The 17,198-nt window shown below is 35.2% G+C and carries 19 protein-coding genes, 1 tRNA gene and 1 other annotated feature; of the genes, 16 read left to right on the top strand and 4 right to left on the bottom strand.

Features of this window, described 5'->3' with window-relative positions:
- Window positions 1-149: 149 nt before the first annotated feature.
- A complete protein-coding gene (locus CLO1100_RS10565; protein WP_014313742.1) occupies window positions 150-1,571 on the top strand; it encodes a PLP-dependent aminotransferase family protein in 1,422 nt (473 codons plus the stop codon).
- Here the strand turns inward: CLO1100_RS10565 and CLO1100_RS10560 are convergent.
- Entirely contained in the window at window positions 1,559-2,062 is a 504-nt protein-coding gene (locus tag CLO1100_RS10560) for a hypothetical protein (RefSeq protein WP_014313741.1), read from the bottom strand. The two genes, CLO1100_RS10565 and CLO1100_RS10560, sit on opposite strands and share 13 nt — an antisense overlap.
- 155 nt (window positions 2,063-2,217) lie before the next feature.
- Window positions 2,218-2,476 (top strand) — a binding site (T-box leader).
- Window positions 2,477-2,541: 65 nt separating this feature from the next.
- Here CLO1100_RS10560 and ileS point away from each other — a divergent pair.
- The 6 genes from ileS to CLO1100_RS10525 all read left to right on the top strand — a co-directional run bounded on the left by ileS (window position 2,542) and on the right by CLO1100_RS10525 (window position 8,694).
- Window positions 2,542-5,331 carry an isoleucine--tRNA ligase gene (gene ileS, locus CLO1100_RS10550; RefSeq protein ID WP_014313740.1) on the top strand — a complete coding sequence of 930 codons (2,790 nt, stop codon included), beginning with the start codon at window positions 2,542-2,544 and terminating at the stop codon, window positions 5,329-5,331.
- Between the two features lie 29 nt (window positions 5,332-5,360).
- Window positions 5,361-6,440 (top strand): 3-dehydroquinate synthase, encoded by a 1,080-nt coding sequence (gene aroB / locus CLO1100_RS10545; RefSeq protein ID WP_014313739.1) that lies wholly within the window; start codon window positions 5,361-5,363, stop codon window positions 6,438-6,440.
- 176 nt (window positions 6,441-6,616) lie between these two features.
- Window positions 6,617-6,919 (top strand): DUF5665 domain-containing protein, encoded by a 303-nt coding sequence (locus CLO1100_RS10540; protein ID WP_014313738.1) that lies wholly within the window; start codon window positions 6,617-6,619, stop codon window positions 6,917-6,919.
- Between the two features lie 23 nt (window positions 6,920-6,942).
- Window positions 6,943-7,575, top strand: coding sequence for a TraR/DksA C4-type zinc finger protein (locus CLO1100_RS10535; protein ID WP_014313737.1), 633 nt, complete (start codon window positions 6,943-6,945; stop codon window positions 7,573-7,575).
- Between the two features lie 145 nt (window positions 7,576-7,720).
- A complete protein-coding gene (locus CLO1100_RS10530) occupies window positions 7,721-8,560 on the top strand; it encodes a Cof-type HAD-IIB family hydrolase (protein WP_014313736.1) in 840 nt (279 codons plus the stop codon).
- Between the two features lie 58 nt (window positions 8,561-8,618).
- A tRNA-Thr gene (locus tag CLO1100_RS10525) sits at window positions 8,619-8,694 on the top strand.
- A gap of 171 nt (window positions 8,695-8,865) precedes the next feature.
- Here CLO1100_RS10525 and CLO1100_RS10520 read toward each other — a convergent pair.
- On the bottom strand, window positions 8,866-10,107 hold the full coding sequence (locus tag CLO1100_RS10520; RefSeq protein ID WP_014313735.1) for a site-specific integrase: 1,242 nt from the start codon (window positions 10,105-10,107) through the stop codon (window positions 8,866-8,868).
- Between the two features lie 3 nt (window positions 10,108-10,110).
- Window positions 10,111-10,794: a helix-turn-helix transcriptional regulator gene (locus CLO1100_RS20015; RefSeq protein ID WP_014313734.1), complete on the bottom strand. Its 684-nt coding sequence runs from the start codon at window positions 10,792-10,794 to the stop codon at window positions 10,111-10,113.
- A gap of 174 nt (window positions 10,795-10,968) precedes the next feature.
- On the opposite strand from CLO1100_RS20015, the gene CLO1100_RS10510 reads away from it, so the two are divergent.
- The 9 genes from CLO1100_RS10510 to CLO1100_RS10470 all read left to right on the top strand — a co-directional run bounded on the left by CLO1100_RS10510 (window position 10,969) and on the right by CLO1100_RS10470 (window position 16,443).
- On the top strand, window positions 10,969-11,184 hold the full coding sequence (locus CLO1100_RS10510; RefSeq protein ID WP_014313733.1) for a helix-turn-helix transcriptional regulator: 216 nt from the start codon (window positions 10,969-10,971) through the stop codon (window positions 11,182-11,184).
- A 3-nt stretch (window positions 11,185-11,187) separates the two neighbouring features.
- A complete protein-coding gene (locus CLO1100_RS10505; RefSeq protein WP_014313732.1) occupies window positions 11,188-11,430 on the top strand; it encodes a helix-turn-helix domain-containing protein in 243 nt (80 codons plus the stop codon).
- 12 nt (window positions 11,431-11,442) lie between these two features.
- Complete coding sequence (locus CLO1100_RS10500) at window positions 11,443-12,183, top strand: helix-turn-helix domain-containing protein (RefSeq protein ID WP_014313731.1); 741 nt, start codon at window positions 11,443-11,445, stop codon at window positions 12,181-12,183.
- Window positions 12,161-12,736, top strand: a complete 576-nt coding sequence (locus tag CLO1100_RS10495) for a hypothetical protein (protein WP_014313730.1) — start codon at window positions 12,161-12,163, stop codon at window positions 12,734-12,736. The genes CLO1100_RS10500 and CLO1100_RS10495 overlap by 23 nt, the downstream gene beginning before the upstream one ends.
- Window positions 12,733-12,987 (top strand): hypothetical protein, encoded by a 255-nt coding sequence (locus tag CLO1100_RS10490; protein WP_014313729.1) that lies wholly within the window; start codon window positions 12,733-12,735, stop codon window positions 12,985-12,987. Before CLO1100_RS10495 ends, CLO1100_RS10490 begins: the two co-directional genes overlap by 4 nt.
- A 29-nt stretch (window positions 12,988-13,016) precedes the next feature.
- Window positions 13,017-13,394 (top strand): hypothetical protein, encoded by a 378-nt coding sequence (locus CLO1100_RS10485; RefSeq protein ID WP_014313728.1) that lies wholly within the window; start codon window positions 13,017-13,019, stop codon window positions 13,392-13,394.
- A gap of 65 nt (window positions 13,395-13,459) precedes the next feature.
- A complete protein-coding gene (locus tag CLO1100_RS10480; protein ID WP_014313727.1) occupies window positions 13,460-14,152 on the top strand; it encodes a sigma-70 family RNA polymerase sigma factor in 693 nt (230 codons plus the stop codon).
- Window positions 14,153-14,683: 531 nt separating this feature from the next.
- Window positions 14,684-14,830 (top strand): hypothetical protein, encoded by a 147-nt coding sequence (locus CLO1100_RS20810; RefSeq protein WP_187288890.1) that lies wholly within the window; start codon window positions 14,684-14,686, stop codon window positions 14,828-14,830.
- Window positions 14,831-15,192: 362 nt separating this feature from the next.
- The gene (locus CLO1100_RS10470; RefSeq protein WP_014313726.1) at window positions 15,193-16,443 is read left to right on the top strand and encodes a 20S proteasome subunit alpha; all 1,251 of its coding nucleotides are present in this window, start codon (window positions 15,193-15,195) and stop codon (window positions 16,441-16,443) included.
- A 10-nt stretch (window positions 16,444-16,453) separates the two neighbouring features.
- Here CLO1100_RS10470 and CLO1100_RS10465 read toward each other — a convergent pair whose 3' ends face one another.
- A complete protein-coding gene (locus tag CLO1100_RS10465; RefSeq protein ID WP_014313725.1) occupies window positions 16,454-17,095 on the bottom strand; it encodes a hypothetical protein in 642 nt (213 codons plus the stop codon).
- Window positions 17,096-17,198: the final 103 nt, after the last annotated feature.

Genomic DNA, 17,198 nt, shown 5'->3' with positions numbered 1-17,198 from the left:
ACATTTTTACACAAAGAAAATTAAATGTCAATATGAATTTCAAAAAAAATAAAATGGCTTTTTACTTGAATACACAGATAAAATGGAGTATTTCAAATGTATAATATAAATTTAGAGCTTGTGTCAGTTAATGTGAAGGTGGAGGCAGTATGAAAATTGTATCGATACAATTAACAAATGATGAGCAACCAAAGTATTTACAGCTATTTAACAGCATCAGAGAACAGATTTCACAGGGCGAAATGAAACCTGGAGAGCGTCTTCCTGCAATAAGGAGTCTCGCTTCCCAATTGGGAGTAAATACGAGTACAATAGTTAATGCATATAAACAGCTTGAGAGCAACAGCTATATAACAGCCAAAAAAGGAAGCGGATATTTTGTTTCAAATACAAAAACCGGAAAGCTGGATACACATTTTTCCAGTGATCTTGGATTGTTCAAGGATACCTCTGTTATTAACTTTGCAAGTGCAACCCCACACCCGTCAATTTTTCCTATTGAATCATTTAAAGCTTGTATAAATGAGGTGTTGGAAAGGGACAAAGGCTTTGCCTTCGGGTATGACGAGAGTAATGGCTACAGGCCATTGAGGCAGTCAATTCTTGATTATTTTAACAGGGAGTATTCTATTTCCGTTGAAAATGAGAGTTTTCTCCAAATTGTTTCAGGAGCACAGCAGGGTATAGATATTATAGGCAAAGTACTTTTAAACCCCGGAGATTATGTTGTAACAGAAACTCCTACTTATGATGGTGCTGTTGCAGCATTTAAATCAAGAGGTGCAAGGATTGTCAGTGTAAACATGGATAAAGATGGAATGGACATGGAAGAACTTGAAAAAAAGATTCGTATATGCAAACCCAAATTTGTATATGTCATGACAAGGTATCAGAATCCAACTACGGTGTGCTATAGTCAGGAAAAGCTTGAAAGACTGATGCTTCTAGCGAAAGAGAATAACATGTATGTTGTTGAAGATGATTCTATGTCGGAGTTATATTTTGAAAAGGAAAAGCCTACGTCTCTGAAGGCTCTGGATAAAGACAACGAGTATGTAATTTATTTAAAAAGCTTTTCAAAAATCCTTATGCCGGGCTTAAGAGTAGGAAGCATGGTTATACCTAAAAATTTAATTGATGATTTTACTAAAATAAAGCATACAAGTGATATTTCTTCATCCGGATTGATACAAAGGTCCCTTGACTTATATTTCAGAAGCGAAAAGTGGGACGAACATTTGCAGTATATGAAGGAGATTTACAGAGGCAGGTTTGAGTTTATGCTTACCGGCTTGGAAAGACTGAGAAAATATGGACTGAAATATGAAAGACCAGGTGGAGGGTTGTACTTCTGGGTAAAATTGCCACGTTATCTCTCAGCAAAGCTTTTTTATCAAAAGTGCAAAAAAAATGGTCTTGTGTTTATTCCATCGGATATATTTTATGATAATATACACAAAAACTGTGATGATTATATAAGACTTAGTTTTGCATCAGCAGGAATTGACCAAATAAGTGAAGGTATGGCGATTTTGGAAAAGTGTCTTAAAAATAATTATCAAGAAGAATAGTTAAGCCGTCTGAATCTTCCGAAAAGCTTGTTTCTGTAATATTTTTTATAGGTACTTTGGCTTAATCCATAATCAATCAAGACGGGGACATCGTTAACGATTCCCCAGCTTGATGCTCTCTTTAAGTCACCACTGCCTATTTTTTTACTTTCTATATCTTCCTCAAACAATGGCCTTTTAATAAGGTCACTCATAGTTTGTACTTTGTAGTACCTTAAAACTATTCTAATATCAGTGATTTTTTTAGCTTTTACCATTATAAGATACCTATGATTTTCAGAAGCAGCAGCAATTTCTGCAAAGAAGTCTGACTTACATGAACGGTAAGTAGAATACTCGGTTTCATTCTGTAAAATGCCTCTGACATCCTTTGCTACCTTAACTACATAACCATTGCCTAAGTCATAAACGTTCCGACATGAACCCGAACCGATACGTTTATAGTTATTCTTTTTTAGATTAAAAATGAGTTCATCAAAGTCAAAATGCATTTTGTGCTCCTAAATATAAAGTACATTACATTTTATTCAAACGATTTGATTATGTGATTTTTAATTATAAGAGAGTCGTTTAGTGGTAAAAATTAAAATAGTAGCCTTGACGGCGGTTGGGTAATTGATGTATTATTAATTTAATATAAAATATTCTAAATATGATGATTGGAAAGAGTAGAAAGCAGTTGGCTTCACAGAGAGCGGAAGCGTGGTGGGATTTCCGCAGGTTCAAGCTTTTGAAAATCATCCATGAGTTGCAGCCTGAAATTCAATAAAAATGTATAGGACATAAATTGAAGTAGGGTGTGCCGGTGATGAGCCGTTATAAAACGAAGTGATTATTGTCATGTTATTATTTTTCATGCTACAAAATAATTTGGGTGGTACCGCGAAAATAGCCTCGTCCCTTTGATGGAACGGGGCTTTATTATATTTTAGAATAATTAATTTACTATATTTAACCGGAGGTAATAGAAATGGCAGAAGATTATGGAAAATCTTTAAATCTACCACAAACTGACTTCCCCATGAGGGCAAACCTTCCTCAAAGGGAACCAGAATTCCTAAAAAAATGGGAAGACATGGATATTTATAATAAGCAATTAAAAAAAGCAGAAGGAAAGCCTTCCTTTATACTTCATGATGGACCCCCGTACGCAAATGGAGGTATTCACCTTGGAACTACTTTGAATAAGGTATTAAAGGATATCGTTGTAAAGTATAAAAGTATGTCAGGATACTATACTCCATATGTTCCGGGCTGGGATACACACGGACTTCCCATCGAACAGAGAGCCATCAAGGAATTGGGGCTAAAGAGGCATGAAGTTGGTCCTGTTGTTTTCAGAGAGGCATGTGAAGGCTTTGCCATGAAGTACCTGGATATACAGAGAGAATCTTTCAAACGACTGGGTGTAAGGGCTGACTGGGAACATCCTTATATAACGCTGAAACCAGAGTTTGAAGCAAAACAGATAGAAGTATTTGGTGAAATGGCTAAGAAGGGCCATATATACAAGGGGTTGAAGCCTGTATACTGGTGCCCTGAGTGTGAAACCGCTCTGGCTGAAGCTGAAATTGAATATGCGGACGATACTACCGTTTCAATTTATGTTAAGTTCCAGGTAAGGGATGACAAGGGAATTTTCCAAGGTGTTGCACCGAAGGAAAAGATTAACTTTGTAATATGGACAACAACTACATGGACTTTGCCTGCAAACCTTGCAATTTGTTTGAATGAGTCATTTGAATACTCTGTTGTAAAGGCAAACGATGAATACTATGTACTTGCTGCAGAACTTGTGGAAAATACCATGAAGGCTGCTGCTATAACAGAATATGAAACCGTTGCAAAGTTCAAAGGAAGCGAGCTTGAGGGAATTCTTTGCAAGCATCCGTTCCTGGACAGGGATTCAATAGTTATTCTTGGAGACCATGTTACCCTTGAAGCAGGTACTGGTTGTGTTCATACTGCTCCCGGACATGGTGCGGAAGACTTTCTTGTATGCCAGAAATACAAGATTCCTGTATTGGTTCCTGTTGACAGCAAGGGCTTCCTGACTAAAGAGGCAGGACCGTTTGCGGGAATGTTCTACAAGAAATCCAATCCTGCAATTATTGAAAAATTGACCCAGGATGGCAGACTTTTAGCTTCCGAGAAGATTACTCACCAATATCCCCATTGTTGGAGATGCAAAGACCCAATCATATTCCGTGCTACCGAACAATGGTTTGCATCCATTGACGGGTTCAGAAAAGAAGCATTGAAAGCAATCAAAGATGTAAAATGGATACCTGAATGGGGAGAAGAAAGAATTACTAACATGGTAAGGGATAGAGGAGACTGGTGTATTTCCAGACAGCGTATCTGGGGTGTGCCGATTCCGATATTCTACTGTAAAGACTGTGGTAAGGAATTAATAACTGATGAATCCATAAAGGCTGTGGCTGATCTTTTCAGAGAAAAGGGATCAAATGCATGGTATGCTATGGACGCTTCAGAGATTCTTCCAAAGGGAACTAAATGTGAATGTGGACATCACGAATTTTCAAAAGAAACAGATATTATGGATGTTTGGTTTGATTCAGGTTCCAGCCATGTAGCGGTTCTCGAAAACAGAGAAGGATTATCCTGGCCGGCAGACCTGTACCTTGAAGGAAGTGACCAGCATAGAGGATGGTTCCAATCCTCACTTCTTACATCTGTGGCTACAAAGGGAAATGCACCTTACAGAAAAGTACTGACACACGGTTATGTTGTTGACGGCGAAGGCCGTAAGATGTCTAAGTCGCTTGGAAACGGTATCGACCCTGCAGATGTTATTAAGGAGTATGGAGCAGATATACTAAGACTTTGGGTTGCTTCTTCCGATTACACAACTGATATAAGAATTTCAAAGGATTTGTTGAAGCAGCTGTCAGAGGTTTATAGAAAGATAAGGAATACTGCAAGATATATTCTTGGTAATATAAATGATTTTAACCCAGACACAGATAGTGTTGATTACAATGAACTTAATGAACTGGACAAATGGGCATTGAGCAGGATGAATAACCTCATAAAGAGGGTAAATGAGGCCTATGACACATATGAATTCCATTTGATGTTCCATGCTATACACAATTTCTGTGTTGTTGACATGAGTAACTTCTATCTGGATATAATAAAGGACAGACTTTATACTTCAAATGCTGACTCAAAGGAAAGAAGAGCAGCTCAGACTGTAATGTATGAGATCCTTCATAACCTTGTAAGAATGTTGACTCCGGTTCTTGCATTTACTACTGAAGAAATATGGCAGTACATGCCTCACAGAGCAGACGATGATACTGAAAGTGTTCAGTTGAACAGCTGGCCACAGGTAAATGAAAAGTATGTAAATACAGAACTGTCAGAAAAGTGGGAAAAAATATTCGAGCTTAGGTCAGATGTTTCAAAGGCACTGGAAATAGCAAGAGCTAACAAAACCATAGGCCATTCTCTAAATGCAAAAGTAACTTTATATGCTGATGGAGAAAGTCTTGAGTTTATAAAGAGCATTGAAAGCGACCTTGTTACCGTGTTCATAGTTTCAGCTGTCGAAATTAAAAATCTTGCTGATGCTCCGGCTGCTGCTCAAAAGGGAGAGGAAATGCCCGGAATAAAGGTTTCGGTTGAACAGGCACCTGGAGATAAGTGTGAAAGATGCTGGATGTTCAGCGAATTTGTGGGCAAGGACGAAAAACACCCGACACTTTGTAAGAGATGTGCTGATATAGTAGGTTAATAAAGCATATCAGATTTGGGAGACATATTATGATTAGACATACTATAAATCTAAAGGAAAGAAGTTATCCTATTTGTATTGCAACAGACTTTCAGGAACTTGGGAAAATTGTCCTATCATTCAGACAGGGTAACAAAGCACTGTTGGTTACCGACGAGAATGTTGATAACTATTATTCTGATGAGTGTATGAAAGTACTTCAAGACAGCGGAATAGAGGTTAACAAGCATGTTCTGAAGCCCGGTGAGAATAATAAGACACTTGAGGCAGTTTATGGTATATATAATAAAATGGCAGAGTGCAAGCTGGACAGAAGCAGTATTGCGCTGGCACTTGGAGGCGGTGTAGTCGGCGATATTGTCGGCTTTGCCGCTGCCACCTATATGAGAGGTATCAACTTTGTACAGATACCCACATCACTATTGGCTCAGGCAGATAGCAGTGTTGGAGGTAAAACCGGGGTTGATTTCAATGGGCATAAGAACATTGTGGGTGCATTTTATCAGCCTAAAGCAGTGTTTATTAATGTAAATACTATTAAGACACTGCCTAAGAGAGAGATTTCTGCAGGTCTTGCCGAAGTAATCAAACATGGCTTGATTATGGATGAAGAATATTGTGATTATATTAATTACAACACTGATAAAATTTTTAAATTTGATGAAAATGTACTACAATATCTGGCTAAAAAGAATTGTTCCATAAAAGGCTATGTTGTTGAACAGGACGAAAAAGAGGACGACTTAAGGGCTATTCTTAATTTGGGTCACACAATTGGTCATGCCATTGAAACAGTTGAAAATTTCAGGCTTTTGCATGGAGAATGTGTGTCTATCGGAATAGTTGGAGCATACAAAATGGCGCATTACATGGAAATTTTGGGTGAGCAAACAGTTAATCAGGTTAAAGCCATTCTTGTAAAACTTGGACTTCCCGTTTCTTTGCCGGGACTGGATGTTGAGAGAGTATACAACCAGATATTTTACGATAAAAAGGTAAAAGACAATAGGCTAAAGTTTGTTTTACCACGTAGAATTGGAGAGGTTTTCCAGTGTACCATTGAAGACAGCGGATTGATTAAAAAGGTTCTTTCTGATTTGGCCAATTAATATTAAAAAATTTTGATTAAGCATATTAACCGTTTTAGTATTTGATAATACGGTTAATATGCTTTTTTGTATGTTTTAGAAAAATTTCTTACGAATAAATAAAGCTAAACAGAACAACCATAATTATAGTGAAAAGTTTTAAATTGTTTTCATGTGGAGGGAGTACTTATAAAAATATGGCCAACAACAATCATTTAATTAGTGAACTGTCAAAAAAAGTTGATAATTTGTCTCTTAAAATGGAGAAGATGAAATTCGTAGATTACGTTTATTATCTTGAACATCCGAGAAAAATGCTATGGGCCAATTTTGTAAGTGGTCTGGCAAGAGGCTTTGGAATAGCTATAGGTTTTACTATTCTAGGAGCAATTGCCATATACTTTTTAAATATTATAGTAAAAATAAATCTTCCATACATCGGACAATTTATAAGTGATATAGTGAAGATTGTGCAAAGCAGCAGTAGAAATGTTAGATGACAGATGAACATAGGAGGAATCATATGGACAAGAATCAGCTGTTGCATTACAAAGATAAGCTTATAACCGAAGCAAAAAGGGCTGACACTGCATTGGAACAAATGAGGGATTTAGACCAGGGGGAAATGAGCAATTATACTTCTTTGGAGCTGTCAAATTACGATAATCATCCTGCAGAACTGGGAAGCGAGCTATATACACTGGAGATGAATCTGGCTCTAAAAGTCCATGAACAGACAAAACTTAATGATATTAAGCTTGCTTTGAAAAAAATAGATAACGGAACCTATGGTGTTTGTGAAAACTGTAAAAAGGATATAAATCCGGAGAGGCTGGAAGTTGTGCCGACTGCCAGGTTTTGTATGGAATGTCAGGAGGATAAAGAGGCAGAAGAGATTAATACGCCGGATCAGCAGTATGACGAAATTTTTGAAAGCCCATTTGGCAGAAAGTACTTGAATAAGCAAGAAGACGACGAGTTTGAAGGTTTGGATCAATTTAATGACCTGTTAAAATACGGAAGTGCAGATAGCCCTCAGGATATGTCTGGATATGCGGATTATGAAGAATTTTACACAAATGAAGTTGATAATCAGGGATACGTAGAAGAAACGGATAAAATTTCAAATCAGCAGTACAAGAACCAACTTCCTTAAAACCAGCTTCCCACATGAATCTCTCATGTGGGAAGCTGTATTTTGTAGCATATCTAAAATAAAAGTTGATTTTTTACAGAGAAAACCATATTATATTTTATAGTTTAATTATCATGAAAGCGTACAAATTATTTTGCGAGGTCATATGTTTAATTATAATAAATACCTTATAATAAGCGATTTAGACGGTACTTTAATAAATTCACAGCATTTCATATCACAAGAGAATTTAGATGCAATAAGCTATTTTACAAAAAATGGTGGAAGCTTTGCTGTTGCCACAGGACGTACAAAGGACAATATTCGTCCCTACATAGAAAATTTAATCCTGAATGGCCCTTGTATCCTATATAACGGAGGGGGAATTTACAATTTCCAAGAGGAAAGATTTCTGGGTACGGAATTTCTGGACAGAAGTGCAGTTAAGGAATATATTATTTATTGTATGAAAAACTATAAAAACATGGCAGTTGAAATATTCACGCCTGAAATGATGTACATAATAACACCTGACCATATACTCGACCCCTATGTTGAGAGTGAAAAACAGGTGTTCAGCAGAACTACACTTGATGAGGTTATGAAAATGGACTGGATTAAAGTACTTTTGTATGACAGCCCGGAAATTCTTCAAAAAGCACAGTTTAAGTTGGAAGGTTTTAATTTGCTTGATAAGGTAGATAGTGTTTTTTCACAGGTATTTTATCTTGAGCTTATTAAAAAAGGCATTTCAAAGGGATCGGCTTTAGAGAGATTAAAAAATTCACACCAGTACAGTGATAAAACAGTTATCGCAGTAGGTGATTATGATAATGATATTGAAATGATCAGCTTAGCCGATGTAGGAATTGCAGTCGGTAACGCCAGAGAGTGCGTTAAAGTTGCGGCTGATATAGTGACTGTGAGTAATGACGAAAACGCTTTGCATGAAATTATTTATAATATAATACCTTCTTTATCTAATAAGCAAATTCTAGAAAAATAATTGAACTGGCAGGAATTTAGTGCTAATATATAGAGTGCAAGATGAAAATTGCATGTATGCTGGTATAGCACAGTCGGTAGTGCAGCTGATTCGTAATCAGCAGGTCAGCGGTTCGATTCCGCTTACCAGCTCCATTTAAACCCCTTGAGGCATAAAGCTTTGAGGGGTTTTGCTTTTAAGTATATTTTATTGTTGACGATTGATTTGGCTACTATTTGACTACTAAAGATACTGAGTTTTATAAGAATTTATAAAATATAAAGACACTTCATAAACGAAATGTCCTAAGGTTTTAGTTATAATACTTATTTAGCTTTTTCTTTTTTGGGTTTCTTTTTTATCAAATTTCCCATTACGTCAGCGGCTTGCTTGTCTGCACTGAGCAATGCATGTGAGTATATTGCTAATGTAACATTAGGGTTTTCATGTCCCATTCTAGCGGCAACAGCCCTGATGTTTAATCCTGCATGGATTAACATTGTAGCAGCTGTATGTCTTAGGTCGTGGAGCCTTATATCCGGCAAATTGTTTCTTTTAATAAATTTTTTAAAAGTTTTAGTTAATGTGTCTGGATGCATAACATAACCGTTCCAAGTAGTAAATAAATACTCAGGATCTTCCCAGGTTTCTCCATTCTTTTCAGCATCTTCTCTAGCGGATTTTTGCCATAGGTCGCCTACTTTTATTTTTTGTTCCAACCACCATTTACGATATAGAGATAGTAGGTAACTTGTTGTTTTAGGAATAGTAATCATTCTAATAGATGACTTGGTTTTCGGAGTTTTTATTATAGTACCGGTCTCAGGTGTATAGCTTACAGCCTGTTCAACTACTATTGTATTATTTTTTAAATCAATATTATCCCACTGAAGCCCACATAACTCTCCACGTCTTAACCCCGTTACCAAGTCTAGTGTTATAAAAGTACTTATGTCTATAGGTTCCTTCCTTAAGGCGTTTATTAGTTGTGGAATCTGGTCTTCGTCAAGACAACTCATTTCTTTTTTTACTACTTTAGGCGGTCTAACCTTTGAACATGGGTTTTCTTTAATAAGTCCCCAACGAACACCGTCACCAAACATGGCATTTAAAGCTCTATGATAATGTAAAATAGAATTAGCCGATAATTTCCCTTCCCGGCCATCTTCTCTGATGCCTACTTCTTGAAGATTCTCGTAAAAGTTAATAAGATGAAGAGGTTTTAAGTCTATTAACTTAGTATCACCCATAACTTTTAAAACCCTACCTTTTAATAGTCCGGAATAACCTTGATGTGTCTTACTTTCAATGTTATTTTTCTTCTTATCAAGCCACAATCCAATAAATTCAGACATAGTCATTTTAGTTGGTTCATAGTAAGAGCCGGATTTTACTTCTTGTTCAAATAATACAACTCGTTTTTGAAGTTCTTTTTCTTTTTGTTTTTCTGTTAATTTGGGGTCTAAATTTATTGTCCTTGTTTTTAGGAGTTTTTTGCCTTTACTATCGTATCCATTTGAAACAGTTACCTGATATGAGTTTTCTCCTCTTTGTCTCATGCTGGCCATAGATTACTCGTCTCCCTTCGAAGGGTTATCGCTATTGTAAGACTGAATATCATTTAAATAACTATTGATAATTTCTTCACTCATATCGTCTTTAATTATAGGTCGCTCGGCTTTTTCATCAGCATCTAAAACATTACACATATCGTTAATTAATGAGTTTATGCTTGCAATAGTATCTGATAGTGTACCTCTTGTTACTATCTGGACAAAATTAAAAGCAGAATCCAATGATAATTTTGCATACGATTCCTCGGCAGACTTTAGGTTTGGTTTTATATTTATTAAATTTACTAAGGCAATATTGTATAAAAACAATAAGTCCGTAAAATTATTATTGATATAGTTTTTTTCAGCGTAACTAAATATACTTGAATTCATATTTTTAACAATATTGAACATATTTTCTTTCATATCCTCATTAGCATCCAACATCTTAAAAAGTTTAAAGAAAAGACCATTTGTTTTTATAACTTCTGCGTTATTTCTATTTTCACTAATGCCTAGTAAGTAATCAGTAGAAACATTAAAGTGTTTTGCTAGTCTTGCTAAAAGATCATATCCAGGTTCTCTGCCATTAAAATAATATGATAAAGCCTGTGGAGTTAAGCCCAACGCTGCAGCTATTTCAGCCTGTGTCTTACCTGATTCATCTCTCAATAATTTTAATCTTTCATGAAAAGCACTCATAATTAACACTCCTTTATATATTGGTTTCAGTATACTATGGATATAAACGAAAATCAACACTTTTTTTATTTACACATTGACGAATCAATAATATTGATATAGTATAAATATAAACAATATTAATACAAGCTATAAAACGTATCAACAAATTTGATATAAAAAGGAGGGAAAAGAATGATTTCAATAGTTCCAAAAGGGAAAGAAATTAAAGTGCTTCGAATAAAAAAGGGACTAAGCTTAAGAGGTTTAGCAATTAAGTCCAAAACACATTATTCTACCATATCTAATGTAGAAAATTCAAAATGTAGTGCTTCACCAAAAACAGCAAAAGCAATATGTGATGCGTTAGGGAAATGTTTTGATGATCTATTTGAAATAAGGGAGGCTTAGAAAATGGCAACGGCTAAAATGAGAACAGTTGAACAAACAGTAGCATACTTTAAGGAAAATGATCCGCAGACCGCAGTAAACCCTACTATGCTAAGAAGTTTATTGAAGCAAGGGAAAATCAAATTTGTAAGAGTCGGGGCAAAATACTTAATAAATGTTGATTGGTTTGAAGAGTGGCTTAAAAACCCGGTAATGGAGGAAAATATTGCAGACAAAACCCAATATGGTAAGCTCAGAAAGATTTAGGGCGGTGGTTTAGTGGGCGAAAACGGTTTTACAGTAATTCCAAACTACATATTTGAGGATGAGAATTTAAACAAAGAAGAACTATTAATAGTAATTACCTTAATACGGTTTAATAACAAAGTAAAAGGATATGCATTCCCTAGCTACAAGCAACTTAAAAATGTAAGTAAAGTTAAACATGACAAAACGTTAATAAATAGCATAAACGGATTGGTAAGAAAAGGATATTTAAAAAAAGAGACTGTAGCAGGAATTGGGAACAAATATTTTATACTTACTTCAAAAATAGAGGGACTTCAAAAATGCAGTACCTTCATAAGTGAAGTGCCACCTACTTCAAAAATAGAGGACGACCTACTTCAAAAATGCAGTACAACAAATACTAATACAAATACTAATACAAATACTAAATATAATAACACGAAAATTTTTCAATCTATAGTTGATAATTACACAACAAACCCAGACCTTAGAAATACAATTAATGAATTTATAAGGTTCAGGCAAGGGCTGAAAAAACCAATTAAATCGGAATATGCATTAAACTTATTACTTAAAAAGTTGGACAGGCTTGCTGACAATGAGCAATCTAAGATTGATGTACTAAACCAATCAATATTAAATAGTTGGCAAGGGATATTTACACTTAAAGAGGTATCAAACCAAAAAGGTATAAAGGCAAAGTCAAAAAGTACAGACAGTAATCAGCACATACTTGACGAGATAGGGGATGAGTATTTTGACAAAGAGTGAAGCTGATAGAACAATAAAGCGGTTACAGGCAGTATTTACATTTCATAACTTTGGTGACGACGGTGTTAAGGTTGAATGGATGAAGTCTATGGGAACCCTCGATTTTAAAAAATGTGACAAGTTGATTGATCAGTATAAAAGAGCTGATAGTAAAAGCCTTCCACCTATATCCTCATTTTTACAAGAATATTGGAAATATGATAACAGAAACAAGGAAATCATTAGCTGTAGTTGTCCCAAGTGTAATGCTAGAGGTTATTTAACCTATAGGCATCAATATGAGTATAAGGACGAACAACTTTTAAGTCAGCCATTTGTAGCTCATTGTGATTGTGCTGCAGGAGAGCAGTTTACCTATAATGGTACTCAAATCAGCGATCATAAATCAGAATATTATGTACCAAGTGCATCAGAGCTTAATCTTGTAGAAGAAAAAACGCCTATAGTTTCCGGAGTAGATGAAATCAAAAGACAGGTATACAGACTATTAGGAAAAAGTTTAAACATACAACCAAGGATTAGTTTCAGAGAACAAAGGGGGCGGCCTTTTTGAGTACTTCACTTGAGATATGGGATATCATTAAGCCTACACCCCAAATAATAGCTGCAATAAAAGAAAACTATAACAGGCTAATCGAACGTCAAAACAAAGCCGCTGATTTTCTTGATACAGTTCAAGAACAGGATTTATATGTACTTGAAATTAGACTAGAGATACTTGAACCAATGGCTAAGTACATATATGTTCTAAAAAAGTGGAATGTAGTTGTAAGTGACCAAGAAATCCGGGACGGATTCAAATAAATATTTTTAATAACAAGGAGAGAAAAATTATGAATAATAGGTTAGAAAAATACAACATGAAAATAGTAGAAAAAGCAGTTAAGGGGTTTAATTGCAAAACTGTAATGGTAAATGATGTTTGGGCTTATGGGGTAAAGAATATAGCCTTTGAATACATACCCATTAACGATAGTATTCCAAAAGAAATAAGAGACGGTAGCGAAGAAAACGTAATTAAGATTAATATTGATTTTAAGGACGGCAGTATTTCAACGTCTTTTTGCCCAGAACGTGAAGTATGCGAAGTTTTGTTTGAAACAGATGAACTACTTATTTTCAGAATTAGAGACACAGACGACTATATCAAACAGGAAGAATTAACACTTGAATTCATAAAAATGGAGTATGAGTCATACATGAAGGCATAAAAAAAGAAGCCTTTTCGGCTCGAATTCTATATATCAATTATACCATGTCGAGGAGGCTTATTACAATGACTAATGAGGAATTAATACTAAAGGCAAAGCAAGGAGATAAACAAGCTTTACAAGCTCTGTACGACAAAAATATCGGTATCATGCATAAGCTCATTTTTAGATACAGCGTTTCAAAGCAGGATAGAGACGATTTCCTCCAGGAATGTTATTTTGTACTTTTGAATTGTGTTAAGGCTTATCAACCAGAACGTGAGATACTTTTCATTTCATATTTGGGTAATGCAATAGTTTGGATGATATTAAGAAAAAAAGGCCAAATGAGAAGGTATGAGAATAATATGTCTCTTAATTCAAAGGTAAATAATGATACCGAAGATGTTGAATTTATTGATATGATACAGGATCCCGAAGCTGAGAAATTTGTTGATGATTTAGAATTAAGTTTTATTCAATCAGAAGTACAAAAAATACTAACAGAAACTACTGACCGCCCAGCAAGAGAATTGATATTTGAAAATTTAGGCAAGCAGCTATCAATAAGATATTTAAGCAAAAAGTATAACCTTACTGAGCGAGACATACATAACCATATAAATAAGGCAAGAAGTAAACTTAAGCGTAACAATAAATTAAGAGTTCTAGCAGAGGATTATGGAATAATTGCTCCACCAGTAAAAACAAATTTGGATGAACTGATTAATAAATTCAATGCTGAAAATGAGTGGTTAGAGCAGAGAAAAATAATATAAACCAACAGGGTCAGACTGCAGATGATCCTGATTACATAAACAAATAATCATAGGCACTTAGAATATCTTTGCTTGGATTGTCATAATGCTGACGAGCTCAATGAACATGGCTATAGTCCTATTGAACTTAGATATAGGTTTGATGATCAAGGAAATGTAATACCAGTGGAGGATAAATGCATGTAGGCGTAACCCCCCCATAAAACCCGATGGTGGGGAAACAGTGAATACCATGTGTCCACCTACATTTAACACACGGGATTTTACAATAGGGGGTGTAGTATTTGAAAAGAGGTGAATTTTATTGACAAAAACAAAGACATACGAGGATATGACAAAAGATGAAATTATAAAAGCTGAAAAAGCTAAATTAAGCAGTTTGTTCGAAGGTGGCGAAATAAGAGTGAAGATATAAAGCAAAGAGACAAATATCTTTGCCAACTATCATTAAGAGAGAATCCACCAAGATATGTATACACTAACTTATCAACACATCATATCATACCTATTGAAGACAATTGGGATTTAAGATTGGATGATGAGAACCTTATTACATTATCCGATGAGTACCACAAGAAAGCAGAACGTGGGGAAATCAAAAAAGAAGTGTTATTTGACTTATTATCAGAGCAATATGGCTATGTATACCCCCCGGGGTATGGCATGATAAAAAACTAAGGCCCTCGGATACCACGTGTCCACCTCTGTAAATAAAATATTCCCACATTAACTTTTGAACTCTTTGGAGTACATTTTTTCCCAAAATAAAGAATTAAATATTATGAAAAATATGTATCCCTTGACAGATTTATTTAATACGCATAAGAAGAACTACGAAAGAAAATGGTAGCAAGTAAAATTGGATTCGGAGACTTTACAATCTCCGGAATGAAATAATTGAATCCGTATTGAGGTTGGTACCATTTCCGACACTGGAATGGTTTTATTTGAGACTTAGAAATCTCTACGATGAAGTGATACCAAATACTTAATATTGGAGTTATGAGATTAATTATTTATAAGTAGAGGAGATTACCAAAATGAGTTTATGTGTAGCAATGAATAACCCTAAGAACTTCGTATATCTAGCCTCAGACGGAAGAATCAGAAATATAGGCAATAGTCTTATTTCAGATAACCACAATAAGATTACAAAAATAACAGAGCATGTTCTGCTATTCGCTTCTGGTGTACAGGGGGCTGCGGATTATGTGGCTAAAAAAGTTAAGAAAGAAGTAAGTGAACAAACGCCTATAAATGAAATATTCACTTTAGTACAAAATGTGTCAAGAAAGTGCCACGAAGATTATCTAAAAAGATACCCTGACTTAAAGAAATACTGTGATTCAGGGTATACCACAATAGCTGCAATACTTGCTTACTATGACGTTGAAAATAATATCTCTGGTTATGTTGACTATTGCCATACAGATAGCTTCATTCCTATAGTACATAACGACTCTGAATTGAAAACAAGGGGTATGGGCCAAGATTTAGCAATGAAACTAATATTAAGAGATTTTTCAAATATTCAACCTGTTGAAAATATTGTGAACGCCTATAGACAGGTTTCACAAAAAGAAGATGCAGTCGGAGGGAAAATTACAATTTATTGTATAGATAGAAATGGGGCTAAATTAGTATACGAGGATGCTATGCAGGATTTGACTTTCGGACGGAATGTAAATATGGGCCCGGATGCCCGACTTAGTTGGGGGCAGTTAACTGACCAGCCTTTTATACCTCAAACAGCTGCAGATTTAGGAGCATTGACAAGTCAACAATTATACACAACTTTGGGACAGGATTATGTAGTTACTGGAAAAATATTCGCCTATCAACTTAACGGCGGTGTAGCGAATTTAAATGAGGAAGTTAATATTGGGGATTCGGATCAATTACCGACGGGGTATAGAAGTCTAAATTTTTATAATGGGGGCTCGAATAAATCAGCAATAAGTTTGGATAACCAGGGTAGTATGATTTTGAGTTCCACATCCGGGCTAAATGTTGTCTGTCAGGATACATTTACCGTTGAGGCAACACAAGGAGTTAATATAAATAGCCAAGAAAGTAATAACTATATTTCGGGAGCTAATAACTATATTAGTGGGCCAACAACAACAGACGATTTGCAGGTATATGGTAATGTCGGCTTTTATGGGAAAGCTCCTATTATTCAACAAACGGCACAGTTGTTACCAAGTACAGCGACAACAGCACAAATTATAACAAAAATAAATGGATTAATGCATCAGCTAGAGAATTTAGGACTGATTACTACGTACTAAAAATAAGGCACTAATGTGCCTTATTCCAAATTTCTTCAATTGATAAATTTATTAGTGGCTTAATATATTTTTGATAATCATCTACTGTTATAAATACAGTAAACATTCCACTAGTATCAATTGATACATACTCACAAGGAATATACGAAAATGCTATTCTAGAAGTTGACTCTTTGATAATTTTTATAGACACGGATTTCCAATATTTGGTATCTTGTTCGCATACTTCGGGTTCATCAAGCTTTTCAGATGCTTCACCAATCTTATATCCTCTTATATATTTACCCCTGAAGTAATTAAGAACATCTCCATACTTTATATACTCCCTACCGTCTTTTTGAAATACCTTAAAGCCATCTATATTTTTATTTGCATAGCATTGCTCTGCGGAGGGGACGTTACTATTAGGTTCATTGGCAGATGTTACATTAATCTTATTGTCAGTAAATTTGACATCAAGGCCGACAGCTTTAAGGTCTGAGATCTTGAGATAGGTTGAGCCATTTATGTTATATCCCTGTACGTTAGTTTTTGTGTTATTTATGAATACTGGGTATGGATTTGGCACTACCTTTAGTTGTACAGCTGCATAAGTGGTAAAAGAAACTGCAATTATTAAGCCGGTAATCAGTCCGGCTATATATTTTTTCATCTGATTTGCACCTCCAAATTGTATTATTTAACCCTTTAATTGAATTATATTCCTTTTTGAGGTTATTTGTATACAGACGTAAATGAATAGCTCCGGTACTACA

The organism is Clostridium sp. BNL1100 (assembly GCF_000244875.1).
Taxonomy (GTDB): Bacteria; Bacillota; Clostridia; order Acetivibrionales; family DSM-1351; genus Ruminiclostridium.
Note: the sequence above shows the minus strand (reverse complement) of the source record. Positions and strands in the feature narration are given on the sequence as shown.

Coding starts and splice junctions, on each gene's coding strand:
- CLO1100_RS10535 (WP_014313737.1), top strand. CDS start 6,943: ATGGACAAGAATCAGCTGTTGCATTACAAAGATAAGCTTATAACCGAA.
- CLO1100_RS10470 (WP_014313726.1), top strand. CDS start 15,193: ATGAGTTTATGTGTAGCAATGAATAACCCTAAGAACTTCGTATATCTA.
- CLO1100_RS10565 (WP_014313742.1), top strand. CDS start 150: ATGAAAATTGTATCGATACAATTAACAAATGATGAGCAACCAAAGTAT.
- CLO1100_RS20015 (WP_014313734.1), bottom strand. CDS start 10,794: ATGAGTGCTTTTCATGAAAGATTAAAATTATTGAGAGATGAATCAGGT.
- CLO1100_RS10480 (WP_014313727.1), top strand. CDS start 13,460: ATGACTAATGAGGAATTAATACTAAAGGCAAAGCAAGGAGATAAACAA.
- CLO1100_RS10530 (WP_014313736.1), top strand. CDS start 7,721: ATGTTTAATTATAATAAATACCTTATAATAAGCGATTTAGACGGTACT.
- CLO1100_RS10560 (WP_014313741.1), bottom strand. CDS start 2,062: ATGCATTTTGACTTTGATGAACTCATTTTTAATCTAAAAAAGAATAAC.
- ileS (WP_014313740.1), top strand. CDS start 2,542: ATGGCAGAAGATTATGGAAAATCTTTAAATCTACCACAAACTGACTTC.
- CLO1100_RS10540 (WP_014313738.1), top strand. CDS start 6,617: ATGGCCAACAACAATCATTTAATTAGTGAACTGTCAAAAAAAGTTGAT.
- aroB (WP_014313739.1), top strand. CDS start 5,361: ATGATTAGACATACTATAAATCTAAAGGAAAGAAGTTATCCTATTTGT.
- CLO1100_RS10465 (WP_014313725.1), bottom strand. CDS start 17,095: ATGAAAAAATATATAGCCGGACTGATTACCGGCTTAATAATTGCAGTT.
- CLO1100_RS10520 (WP_014313735.1), bottom strand. CDS start 10,107: ATGGCCAGCATGAGACAAAGAGGAGAAAACTCATATCAGGTAACTGTT.
- CLO1100_RS10495 (WP_014313730.1), top strand. CDS start 12,161: ATGAGTATTTTGACAAAGAGTGAAGCTGATAGAACAATAAAGCGGTTA.
- CLO1100_RS10505 (WP_014313732.1), top strand. CDS start 11,188: ATGGCAACGGCTAAAATGAGAACAGTTGAACAAACAGTAGCATACTTT.
- CLO1100_RS10485 (WP_014313728.1), top strand. CDS start 13,017: ATGAATAATAGGTTAGAAAAATACAACATGAAAATAGTAGAAAAAGCA.
- CLO1100_RS10510 (WP_014313733.1), top strand. CDS start 10,969: ATGATTTCAATAGTTCCAAAAGGGAAAGAAATTAAAGTGCTTCGAATA.